Below are 12158 nucleotides of genomic sequence, written 5' to 3'. Positions count from 1 at the left end.
ATGAGCCCCACCAAGACGCCCCCGGTGACCCTCGACGTCGACGGTCACGCGGTCGTGGTCACGAGCCCCGACCGCGTGGTGTTCCCCGAGCCGGGCCTCACCAAGCTCGACCTGGTGCGCTACTACCTCGCCGTAGCCGACGGGGCGCTGCGCGGCGCCGCCGGACGCCCGATGGTGCTCAAGCGCTTCGCCAGAGGACTCGAGAAGGAGCCCTTCTTCCAGAAGCGCGTGCCCGAGAACCACCCCGACTTCATCGACACCGCCACCCTGCACTACGCCTCGGGGACCTCGGCCAAGGAGACGGTGATCCGGGATGCCGCGGGCCTGGTGTGGATCGTGAACCTCGGATGCCTCGACCTCAACCCGCACCCGGTGCGGGCCGACGACCTCGACCACCCCGACGAACTGCGCATCGACCTCGACCCGATGCCGGGCGTGGACTGGGCGCAGATCGTGGACACGGCCTTCGTCGCCCGCGACGTGCTGGACGACCACGGGCTCGTCGGATGGCCGAAGACGTCGGGCTCGCGGGGGCTGCACATCCTGGTGCGGCTCCGACCCGAGTGGGAGTACGCCGACGTGCGGCTCGCGGCCGAGACCCTCGCCCGCGAGGTCGAGCATCGCGCCCCGGGCCTCGCGACAGCCCGCTGGTGGAAGGAGGAGCGCGGCGAGAGCGTGTTCGTGGACTTCAATCAGAACGCGAAGGACCGCACCGTGGCATCCGCCTATTCGATCCGGCCCCTGCCGGACGCGCGGGTGTCGACGCCGCTGACGTGGGACGAGGTGCGCGAACGCCGCCCTGAGGAGTTCACGGTACTCACCGTGCCTGAGCGTCTCGCCGCGGTCGGCGACCCGCACGAGGGCATCGATGACGCTGCCGGTTCGCTCGCCGGCCTGCTCGACCTCGCCGCGCGAATGGGGCCGGCCGAGAAGCCGCCGCGCGGTTCCGACGGGTCGGGTCGTCGAGCCTCGGCGATGCCGCTCATCGAGGTCGCCCGGACGAAGACGAAACCCGAGGCCCTCGACGCCCTCGAGACCTGGAGGTCGCGGCATCCGGAGGCCGCCGCCGCCCTCCACCCCGCCGATGTGCTGATCGACGGCATGCGCGGATCGAGTTCGCTCTGGTACCGCGTGCGGGTGAACCTCCAGCACGTCCCGGATGCCACCCGCCCACCGCAGGAGCCCCTGATCGCCGACTACGACCCGTGGGCGGGCCGAGCCTGACCCTCGACCACGTCGAGTGTCCAAGACACGCCGTTCCGGCTGCCGGGCCAGCGGCGTGTCTTGGACACTCGACGGGGCACACCGGGGCGGGGCGCCGGCGGGGCGGGGGCGGCGCGGGACTAGCGGCGGGACGGGCGCGACAGCGCCTCGGCGCACGCCGCGGCGAGCGCCTGCATCGCGCGGGCGGGGCTCAGCGCCCGCGCCGACTCGCGCGCTTCGGCGCGCAATCGGGCACGCAGCCCGGCATCGCTGAGCACGAGCGCGAGGGTGTCGGCGAGCGCGTCCTCGTCGCCGTCGGGCACCAGGATGCCACCGCCCCCGGCGAGCATGTCGCGCGGGCCGTAGCGGATGTCGTAGGCCACCACGGGAACACCGTGCGCGAGTGCCTCGGCGAGGGCGAGACCCTGCCCCTCGAAGGCGGAGGTCGTGAGATACACCGCCGCGGAGTCGAGAACGGAGCCCGGATCGAGGGTCCGACCCGGGAGCGTCACGGCGTCGCCCAGGCCGAGGTCGGCGACGAGCGTCTCGAGCGCGGTGCGCTCGGCACCTTCGCCCCACAGTTCCAGACGCGCCCCGGGGCGCTCTGCCACGACCCGGGCAAAGGCGCGGACAGCGTGGTCCAGGCGTTTCCCGGGAGCCAGACGCCCGAGCACCACGACGGGCCCGTCCCCGGCCGGGGGCGCCTCGGCCGCGGCGGGCACCCCGTGGGGGGCGACCACATCGACGCGGTCGTCGCCGAAGCGCTCTCGCACGTCGTCGCGCTGCCACGGCGTCGGCCACAGCACCGCATCGAACCGCGGCGCCACTGCCAACCACCGCTGCCACAGGGCGTTGATCGGCGCGTCGGCGGTGAAGGGCTGCTCGAGGTGGATCGTGTGCACGGTGTGCACGATCCGCACGTCGGGGTCGTCCCACTCGACGATGAGCTCCCCGAGCTGCCGCGCCTCGCACACGACCACGACGGGCATGTCGCGCTCGGCCCGCAGCCCCGCGACGACGTGCGCGAGCCACGCGCGGTAGAGCGCCCCGAACCCGTCGATCACGCCGGCGCCGGCGCCCGTGGCATCCCGGATCACGATCGGCGCGGTCGCGAGGTGCCAGTGCGGGTCGATGACATTCGGCAGGTCGACCGCTCCCCCGGCGACGGCCCGGTACTCCAGCGTCGGGTCAGGCTCGCCCGGTCGCGCGGCCGCGCGCAGCCAGTCCGCCGCCCCGCCATCGGGGCCCACGGCCTCGTCGAACAGGTTGCGGAAGACATCGGATGCCGGCGCCGCCCCGCGCGCGACGAACTCCGCGCGGTGCGCGGCGTGCGCCTCGGCAGTTCCCGGGTCGACCGTCAGCAGCAACGCCGAGGCTCCGGCATCTGCCATCTGCTGCGCCCGCGCGAGCGTCGAGATCGTGTACCCGCCGTCGAGGTCGGGGATGAGCCGGCTCGACAGGATCAGGTACCACGCGTCGGGAAAGTTCACTCTCATCCCTGCTCTCGACTCGAGGATGACGCCTCGGAACCGGGTGACGGCACCGGCGCGGGAGCCGGTGTCAGAACCGGCTCACTCCCACTCGATGGTCCCCGGCGGCTTCGACGTCACGTCGAGCACCACGCGGTTGACCTCGCGCACCTCGTTGGTGATGCGGTTGCTGATCTTCGACAGCACGTCGTAGGGCAGGCGGGTCCAGTCGGCGGTCATGGCGTCTTCCGACGAGACCGGACGCAGCACGATCGGGTGACCGTAGGTGCGGCCGTCACCCTGCACACCAACCGAGCGGACGTCGGCCAGCAGCACGACGGGGCACTGCCAGATCTCGGCATCGAGGCCGGCCTTCGTCAGTTCGGCGCGGGCGATCGCGTCGGCATCACGCAGGATCTCGAGGCGGTCAGCGGTGACCTCGCCCACGATGCGGATGCCCAGACCGGGCCCCGGAAAGGGCTGGCGGCCGACGATGGCCTCGGGAAGACCCAGCTCGCGACCGATTGCGCGCACCTCGTCTTTGAAGAGGGTGCGCAGCGGCTCGACGAGTTCGAACTGCAGGTCTTCGGGGAGGCCGCCCACGTTGTGGTGGCTCTTGATGTTCGCGGTACCGGCGCCGCCGCCCGACTCGACGACGTCGGGGTACAGCGTGCCCTGCACGAGGAAGCGGATCGGCTCGCCGTCGGCCTTCGCCTCGGCGACGAGGTCGGCCTGCACCTTCTCGAACGCGCGGATGAACTCGCGGCCGATGATCTTGCGCTTCTCTTCGGGGTCGCTGACGCCGGCGAGGGCGTTCAGGAACGTCTCGCGCGCGTCGACGGTGATGAGGCGCACACCGGTCGAGGCGACGTAGTCGTTCTCGACCTGCTCGCGCTCGCCCTTGCGGAGGAGCCCGTGGTCGACGAACACCGCGACCAGCTGGTCGCCGACGGCCTCGTGCACGAGCGCGGTGGACACTGCCGAGTCGACCCCGCCCGACAGGGCCGAGAGCACGCGGCCCGTGCCGACCTGCTCGCGGATGCGCGCGACCTGCTCGGCGATGACGTTGCCGCTGTTCCAGTCGGCGGGGAGGCCTGCGGCCTTGTGCAGGAAGTTCTCGAGCACGTTCTGACCGTGATCGGAGTGCTTGACCTCGGGATGCCACTGCACCCCGTAGAAGCGACGGGTGTCGTTCGCGAACGCGGCGACGGGCGTGTGCGCGGTGCGGGCGAGCACGTCGAAGCCCTCGGGCGCGCGGGAGACCTGGTCGCCGTGGCTCATCCAGACGTTCTGCTCGGCGGGCTGACCCTGCAGCAGAGTGCCCTCGGTGACGATCGTGGCATCGGTCGCCCCGTACTCGCGGAGACCGGTGTTCGCCACCTCGCCGCCGAGCGCCTGGGCCATCACCTGGAAGCCGTAGCAGATGCCGAGCGTGGGCACGTCGAGGTCGAAGACCCCCTCGTCGAGCCGCGGGGCGCCCTCTTCGTAGACCGAGGAGGGACCGCCGGAGAGGATGATGCCGACCGGGTTCTTCGCCGCGATGTCGGCGGCCGAGGCCGTGTGCGGCACGATCTCGCTGTAGACGCCGGCTTCGCGCACGCGACGGGCGATCAGCTGGGCGTACTGGGCGCCGAAGTCGACGACGAGGACGGGACGCTGCGACGTTTCGGTCTGTTCGGTCACCGGGATCCTTCCGGGGCGGAGACGGGAGCGGAGGCCTCGTCGGCCTCGCGCTGGGCGAGATAGGTGCGTACGCCGTGGGCGGTGCGCACCTCGAGGAAGAAGGACAGGAAGGGCACGACGCCGCCGAGCGCGAGGAAGACGAACCGGCTGAACGGCCAGCGCATGAGGCTCCACACACGGAAACACGAGAACAGGTACACGACGTAGAACCAGCCGTGCGCCACGAGGATCGCGAGCGAGATGTTGAGGCCGTCGCCGGTGGACACGATGTCGCACCCACTGCCGCCGGGCACGAAGAGAGAGAACCACTGGCAGCCGGGACCGGGGATGGCGTCGGCGAACCACAGGAAGCCGCCAGACCCGCCCAGAAAGAGCTCTTTGTGGATGGGCGTGTACTTCAGGATCATCTCGGCGACCAGCAGCAAGAGGCCGACACCCGTGATGATCGAGCAGATCTGGTAGAACTTCAGGGCTCCGCGGATCGCCGGGAACGAGGCGAGCTTGGGGGCGCGGGGCATGGATGCCAGTCTAGTCGCGACCCGCGACATCCCTGCCGCAACGGCGTCGGGCCGCCCTCCCGGTGAGGGGAGGACGGCCCGACGGACGCGGCGGCTCAGCCCTGCGGGAGAGTCACCTGGATCAGGCCCGCGGGGAACCGGTCGCGCGCGGAGACGTACAGCAGGTCACGCTCGGCGTCGATGGACACCCCGTAGACCTTGTTGCCGAACTCGTGCGCCGAGAGCCGCGTGACCAGGCTCAGGTCGGCGGCAGAGAACACCGTCACCCCGGACTGATCGAAGGTCGTGCTCTGGTTGCCGACGACCACCGTGCCGCTCGTTCCGTCCACGGCGATCGACCGGAAGTCGGCGCTCGCGACCTGCTGGCGCTGCACCAGCGAGTAGTCCGACCCCTTGTAGACCCGGATACCCTCGGTCGACCCGTCGGCGTCGCTGTTGCTGATGTACAGCAGGTCGGCGACGGCGTCGTAGGCCACACCGTGCGTGCGCCAGGCGCCGCCGTCGGTCGGACCCGCAACGGTCTGCTTCAGCTCGCCCGTCACGGCGTCCGCGACGTCGAAGCCGCCGCCGCGGGTGGCGCCGTAGACGAGTCCGCGTCCGAAGTCGACGTCCATGCCGCGCACCCCGCCGCTGAACGCGAACGGACCGCGCACCTTGGCGCCGGACTCGGCATCCATGACCACCCAGTTCGAGCTGAACGCGACGTACAGCAGACCGTTCTTCGCGTCGAACGCGATGTCACGCAGACCGTCCTGCACCGGGTCGGTGGTCGGGGCGGTCAGGGTGCGCACGACCGTGTCAGTCGCGGGATCGATCACGTGCACGCGTGCCGGCCGCATCTCGTCGGCGACGAACACGGTGCCGGTCGCGGGGTCGACCGCCGACCCGACCGGGCGGATCTCGGCCGCATCGGCCGCACCCTCGGTCGGAATGGCGCCCAGCGCACGGGCGACCCAGGGCTCAGCCGGCGCGGCGGGAAGCTCGGCCGGGAGCGTCACGCGGATGAACCCGGTCGGGAAGCGGTCGCGTGCCGACACGTACAGCGCGTGGCTCTTCGGGTCGATCGAGACCCCGTAGACCTTGTTGCCGTAGGTGTGGGCCGACAGCCGCTCGACGAGTCCGAGGTCGGCCGCCCGGTAGACCGAGACGCCCGAGTTCTCGAACGTGGTCGACTGGTGCCCGACCACGACGGCGCCGGTGGCGGAGTCGACATCGATCGAGCGGAAGTCCGCGCCGTCGATGGCGAGCGTGTCGACCAGGGTGTAGTCCGTGCCGTTGTAGACGCGGATGCCCTGGGTCGACCCCGAGGTGTCGCTGTTGCTGACGTAGATGAGGTTGTTCTTCTCGTCGTACGCGACACCGTGGGTGCGCCACGCTCCGCCGTCGGCGGGCCCCTCGACCACGGTGATGAGCTCGCCCGTCACCGCGTTGCGCACATCGAAGCCCGTGCCGCGAAGGCCACCGAAGACGCGTCCGCCGGCGAAGTCGACGTCCATGCCGCGCACCCCACCGCTGAAGGCGAAGGGGCCTGCGACCTTGTTCCCGGTTTCGGCGTCCATGACCACCCAGTTGCTGCCGAACGCAACCGTGAGGTTGCCCGTGGCCGGGTCGAATGCGATGTCGCGCAGCCCGTCCTCGACCGGGTCGGTCGTGGGCGCCGTGAGGGTGCGCACGATCGTGTCGGTCTTCGGGTTGACGACGTGCACCCGCGCGGGGCGCATCTCGTCGGCCACGTAGACGAAGCCGGTGGCGGGGTCGACCGCCGAGCCGACGGGGCGGATCTCCGCGGCATCCGGTGCACCCTCGGTCGGGAAGACCGTCAGAGCCTTCGGCTCGTACGGGGTGCCGGGAACCTCGGGGTCCGTCGGGTCGGTCGGGTCGGTCGGGTCCGTCGGGTCCGTCGGGTCGGTCGGGTCCGTCGGATCCGTGGGATCCGTCGGGTCCGTCGTCACGCGAGCGCTGACGGTGACCGCCTTGGGCTCCAGCTCTTCCCCGGGCGGGTTGAGGCGGAAGTCGCGGTTGGCGACGAAGACGCGCTGGTCTTCCTCGTCGATCGCGATGCCGTAGCCGTCCTTACCGAACTGCGGGCCCACCTGGTCGGCGTACTTCTCACCGGTGGCCAGCGAGTGCACCGAGAACCCACCGCGGTCGGACGAGGTGCCGGTGTAGCCGACGTAGAGCAGACCGCGCTCGCTGTCGATGTCGACCTGACGCGCGCCGGGGCGCACCTCACCCTCCCAGACCTGGGCGAACCCGTTCTTCGCGTCGAAGACCTGGAGGTCGGGGGTACCCGCGACTCCCTGGAACTTCGTCGACGCGACCATGCCCGTGGCCGGGTCGGCGGCGACGTAGTAGGCATCCGCCGTTCCGCGCACGACTCCGAGCGAGACACCGGTCGAGGCCCGGAAGACCTCGATCCCCCGCGCGGGAACCGCGACGTAGACGTAGTCGTTCACCGGGTCGACGTCGATCGAGCGCTGCGACTCGATGATCGGGTAGGGCCCGCGCACGACCTGTCCGAACGTGTCGTCGGCGATCGAGACCACGACCCAGTTGCGGTTCTGCTGCCCGACGTAGAGCAGGCTCCGTTCCTCGTCGATGCCCAGGTCACGGATGTTCTCCGGCAGGGTCATCTCGCGCCGCACGGTGTCGGTGTCGGGGTCGATCTCGAAGATCTTGCGACCGTTCTGGTCACCCAGGTACAGCACGTCCCGGCCCTGGTGGTAAGCGACACCGGCCGGCAACGCCGCCGTGTGCGCCCCACCGACGCTGTTCGGCATCACCGAGTCCAGGAACCCGGCCGTCTCGAACACGAAGGGCTCGGGCTCGGGCTCGACGATGCGCGTGCTCTCCGTGATCGCGAAGGGAACGAGTTCCTCTCCGGGCGGGTTGAGACGGAAGTCGCGGTTGGCGACGAAGACACGCTGGTCTTCCTCGTCGATCGCGATGCCGTAGCCGTCCTTACCGAACTGCGGGCCCACCTTGTCGACCAGGAGGTCACCCCCGGCCAGCGAGTGCACCGAGAACCCACCGCGGTCGGCAGCGGTACCGGTGTAGCCGACGTAGAGCAGACCGCGCTCGCTGTCGATGTCGACCTGACGCGCGCCGGGGCGCACCTCGCGCTCCCAGACCTGGGAGAACCCGTTCTTCGCGTCGAAGACCTGGATGTCCGGAGTACCCGCGACACCCTGGAACTTCGTCGAGGCGAGCATGCCCGTGGCCGGGTCGGCTGCGACGTAGTACGCATCCGCCGTCCCCCGGATCACCCCGAGCGAGACGCCCGTGGAGGCACGGAACACCTCCACGCCGCGCGCCGGGACAGCCACGTAGACGTAGTCGTTCACCGGGTCGACGTCGATAGAGCGCTGCGACTCGATGATCGGGTACGGCCCGCGCACAACCTGTCCGAACGTGTCGTCCGCGATCGAGACGACCACCCAGTTGCGGTTCTGCTGACCCACGTAGAGAAGCTGTCGCTCCTCGTCGATCCCCAGGTCACGGATGTTCTCGGGGAGCGTCATCTCCCGTCGCACCGTGTCGGTGTCGGGGTCGATCTCGAAGATCTTGCGACCGTTCTGGTCACCCAGGTACAGCACGTCCCGACCCTGGTGATAGGCCACACCGGCCGGAAGGGCAGCCGTGTGCTCACCTCCGACGCTGTTCGGCATCACGGCGTCGAGAAGGGCCGTCTGCTCGTACTCGAAGTCGCCCACGGGGACCTCGGGGTCGGTCGGATCCGTCGGGCCCGGGTCGGGGTTCGGCTCGCAGCCCAGGCACGGCGCCGGGGTCCCGGGGTCGATGACCTGCGGCTCGACACCGTCGACGACGAGTTTGGTGTCGCCGTCCTTGGTGATGGTGAAGCCGTCGAAGAACTTGCCATCGGCCGTGCGCGACTCGAAGCGGAGCGTGCCACCGTTGACGTCGATCATCTGGTAGGTCTGCAGACCCGTCTCCAGACGACGCAGGTGAGCCGCGTTCTCGTTCCAGTGCCGCGGCCCGGCCTCGTAGAACTTCGATCCGACGCTCGACGAGACATACACCGGACCCGTCGAGCTCAGCTCGGGGTCGGCTCCGGCCGGCAGGTTCTTCTCGTTGGCGAGAAGGTTTCCGCGGCCGTAGGCGTGGTCGTGTCCGTTGAGCACGAGATCGACATTGTGCTGCTCGAGGATCGGACCCCACTGCTGACGGATGCCGAGGTTGTTGCGGCCTTCGTCGAGCGAGTACACGGGGTGGTGGAAGTACACCACGGTCCACCGCTGGTCGTTCTCGGTCAGCACCTTGTCGAGCCACTCGCCCTGCACGCGCAGCCCCTCGGCATCCGAGATGTTGCTGTTGAGCGAGATGAAGCGCACACCCTCGTGGTCGGTGTAGTACACCGTGCCGGCGAGCTTGTCGTAGACCCCGCCCTCGCCCTTCGGACCGTTGTCGGGGTAGGTGTACATGCTCGTGAACTGCGACGAGAGAACCCCGTCGTACTCGTGGTTGCCCGGCGTCGTCAGCAGCTGCTGCGTGCCCAGACCGTACGAGAAGGCTTCGTAGAGCTCACCCCACTGCTGGTCGGAGTGCGCGTCGTTGACGAGGTCGCCCACCTGCACGACGAGGTCGGCGTTCGGGCGATCGCGGAAGGCGTTGCGCACCACACGCGAGGCGTCCCCGAGGATGCCGTTCTGCACGTCTCCGAAGTAGACGAACGAGAACCGGTCGTCGTCGGAGGCGGCCGCGGTGTCGAAGTCCTGCCACTCACTGAAGTTCGTGCCGTCGCCGACGCGATACATGTACGAGACACCGGGCTGCAGGCCGCTCAGGGTGGCCGTGTGCACGACGTTCGTGTACCCGAGATCGGCGGCCTGCTCGACACGACTCTGCGCGTCGACCGAGAGCACGTTCGCCGGGTACGGGGCCGGGGTGAAGCTGCGGTACTCCACGACACCCTGCGCGACGCCGGTGGACGAGCGCCACTTCACGACCTGCTGGGTCGTGGGATCGGCCGCGGGCAGCAGCGTGATGCGATCGGGGACGATCGACGGGGCGTAACGCTGGGCGGCGGGGACGGATGCCGCGGACGCGGGCGCCGCGGTGGCGATGACGCCGCCGGTCGCGATCACACCCAAGGCGACACCGGCAGCAAGGACGCGACCGGCTGTACGGATGCGAGCCATGATCAGGAGGCCTTTCGGTTGCGAAGGACGGAGCGGAGGATGAGGACGGCACCGCCCGCGGCGAGGACGCCGCCGAGAACCATCAGGGAGACCGGAAGTGCAGCACCCGTCGCCGGAAGCGATGCGGCACCGACGGCCGGCTGGGTCACGACGATCCCGATGGACGCGGTGCGCTTCGAGTCGAGACCCGTCAGCACGATCGAGTGCTCACCGGGCTCGGTGCCGGCCGGGATCGTGACGGTCGCGTTGAGCGCGCCCGTGGCATCGGCGGTCACCAGCGACAGGGTCACCGGCGTCGAGTGGAGCTCGACGGCGACCCGCTCGCCGGGCACGAAGCCGGTACCCGAAACGGACAGGGCTCCGCCCGGGGCCACGGTGTTGTCGCCGACCATGATCTTGGCGTCACCACCGGGAGCGGGAGTGGGCGTGGGGCTCGTGGTCGGTTCCGAGGTGGGCCCGGTGGTCGGGGTCGGACCGGTCGTGGGCTCCGTGGTCGGCGTCGGGGTCGGCTCCGTCGTCGCGGTCGGCGTCGGCGTCGGCTCGGTCGTCGGGGTCGGCGTGGGCGTGGGCTCCGCGGTCGGCGTCGGCGTCGGCGTCGGCGTCGGCTCCGGGGTCGGCGTCGGAGTCGGGGTCGGGGTCGGCTCCGGGTCGGGCGTGCTCGGAGCAGCGACGCCGTCACGGGTGGATCCGGGACCACCGGCCCACGCGGCGTCGTCGTCGGTCACGAGCTTCGTGCCGTTGGCATCCTTCTTGATCGTGAACGCATCGAAGAGAGCGCCGTCGACCGTGCGCGCCTCCACGTGCATGCGCCCGTCGGAGGTGACGTCCACCGTCTGGAAGAGCTGCACGTCGCGACCCGTCACCCGAAGGTTCGCGTTGTTCGCGGTCCAGTTGTTGGCCTCGGCGGGGTCGGGCACGTACATCTTCGGACCGGCGACGCTCACGAGGTAGGCGGGGCCGGTGTGGCTCTTCGCCGGGTCCGCACCCTCGGGCAGGTTCTGCTCGTTGGCGCGAAGGTTGCCGCGACCGTAGGCGTGGTCGTGACCCTGCACGACGAGGTCGACGTCGTACTTCTCGAACAGCGGCAGCCAGGCCTCGCGCAGCACGGCGTTGTCGCGCCCGCTCGTGACCGAGAAGATCGGGTGGTGGAACGTCACGACGGTCCACTGGTTCGGGTTCTCCGCCAGGCGCGACTCGAGCCAGGCGGTCTGAGCCGCACGTGACTGGGCGCCCATGGCCTGGGTGGAGTCGAGGCTGATGAAGCGCACGCCCTGGTAGTCGACGGAGTAGACCGTCTCCTTCAGCGTCTCTGCCCCCGCGGGGCCGTTGAGCGGGTACTCGAACTGCGCGCCCCAGTGCGCGGCCAGGTCGGGTCCCGGGTAGTACTCGTGGTTACCCGTGGATGCCACGACGTTGAGGTACTGGTTGGAGAAGGCGGCGGCCTCGTGCCACTCGCCCCACTCCGCGTCGCTGGTCTCGGTGTCGATCAGGTCGCCGGCGTGCACCACGAGGCGCGCGTACGGGCGCGATTCGAATGCGGCACGGAAGGTGCGCGAGGTGTACGCCTTGTTGTCGTTCTGGGCGTCTCCCTGCACGAGGAAGCTGAAGTCGCCGGGCTGCTCGCTCGCGGTCGAGAACTCGAGCCATTCGCTCCAGGTCTCGCCGTCGCCCACGCGATAGACGTACGTGGTGTCGGGCTGCAGGTTCGTGATCGTGGCCGAGTGGTGCGCGATCTCGTAGCCGAGCGTGGTGTCCAGCCGGTGGGTGGAGGTGGCCTCGAGCGACTGTGCGCCGCTGACCACGCTGGGTCCGCTGAGCGCCCACTCGACGCGGGGCGTCGTGACGTCCTTCGAGGTACGCCAGGTGACCGACTGGCTCGTCGTCGGCGTCTCGGTGGGGGTCAGGATCACCCGGTCGGGAACCGCGGTCGGGGTGTGCACGAGCACGGGATCGATGGCGGGCGGCGCGAGGCCTCCGCCGGCGGCGACGGCGACGCCGCCTCCGAAGCTGGACAGACCGATCGCGAGGGCAACAGCCCCCGCGGTCATGGCCGTCGGACGAGCGAATTTGAGCACGCGGAAGCCCTTTCGACATGGCCGGTCTCGGGTGACCGGCGGCTGCAGGCG

At 70.2% G+C, this 12158-nt stretch carries 6 protein-coding genes; 1 reads left to right on the top strand and 5 read right to left on the bottom strand.

Annotated features, from left to right (window positions below; all coding sequences use genetic code 11):
* Positions 1–1224, top strand: coding sequence for a non-homologous end-joining DNA ligase (gene ligD / locus ACU6WY_RS02740; protein WP_483820938.1), 1224 nt, complete (start codon positions 1–3; stop codon positions 1222–1224).
* A 119-nt stretch (positions 1225–1343) separates the two neighbouring features.
* Here the strand turns inward: ligD and ACU6WY_RS02735 are convergent, their stop codons facing one another.
* From ACU6WY_RS02735 to ACU6WY_RS02715, 5 genes are all read right to left on the bottom strand, one after another.
* Complete coding sequence (locus ACU6WY_RS02735) at positions 1344–2699, bottom strand: glycosyltransferase (protein WP_483820937.1); 1356 nt, start codon at positions 2697–2699, stop codon at positions 1344–1346.
* A 75-nt stretch (positions 2700–2774) separates the two neighbouring features.
* The gene (guaA, locus tag ACU6WY_RS02730) at positions 2775–4355 is read right to left on the bottom strand and encodes a glutamine-hydrolyzing GMP synthase (protein WP_483820936.1); all 1581 of its coding nucleotides are present in this window, start codon (positions 4353–4355) and stop codon (positions 2775–2777) included.
* Positions 4352–4873: a DUF3817 domain-containing protein gene (locus tag ACU6WY_RS02725; RefSeq protein WP_483820935.1), complete on the bottom strand. Its 522-nt coding sequence runs from the start codon at positions 4871–4873 to the stop codon at positions 4352–4354. The genes guaA and ACU6WY_RS02725 overlap by 4 nt, the downstream gene beginning before the upstream one ends.
* 95 nt (positions 4874–4968) lie before the next feature.
* Positions 4969–10032 carry a metallophosphoesterase gene (locus ACU6WY_RS02720; protein ID WP_483820934.1) on the bottom strand — a complete coding sequence of 1688 codons (5064 nt, stop codon included), beginning with the start codon at positions 10030–10032 and terminating at the stop codon, positions 4969–4971.
* Positions 10033–10034: 2 nt separating this feature from the next.
* On the bottom strand, positions 10035–12107 hold the full coding sequence (locus ACU6WY_RS02715; RefSeq protein WP_483820933.1) for a purple acid phosphatase family protein: 2073 nt from the start codon (positions 12105–12107) through the stop codon (positions 10035–10037).
* Between the last annotated feature and the right edge of the window lie 51 nt (positions 12108–12158).

The sequence above is a fragment of the Microbacterium sp. ZW3a genome (assembly GCF_057167165.1).
The sequence above is the reverse complement of the archived record's forward strand: the minus strand, read 5'-3'. Positions and strand labels throughout refer to the sequence as shown.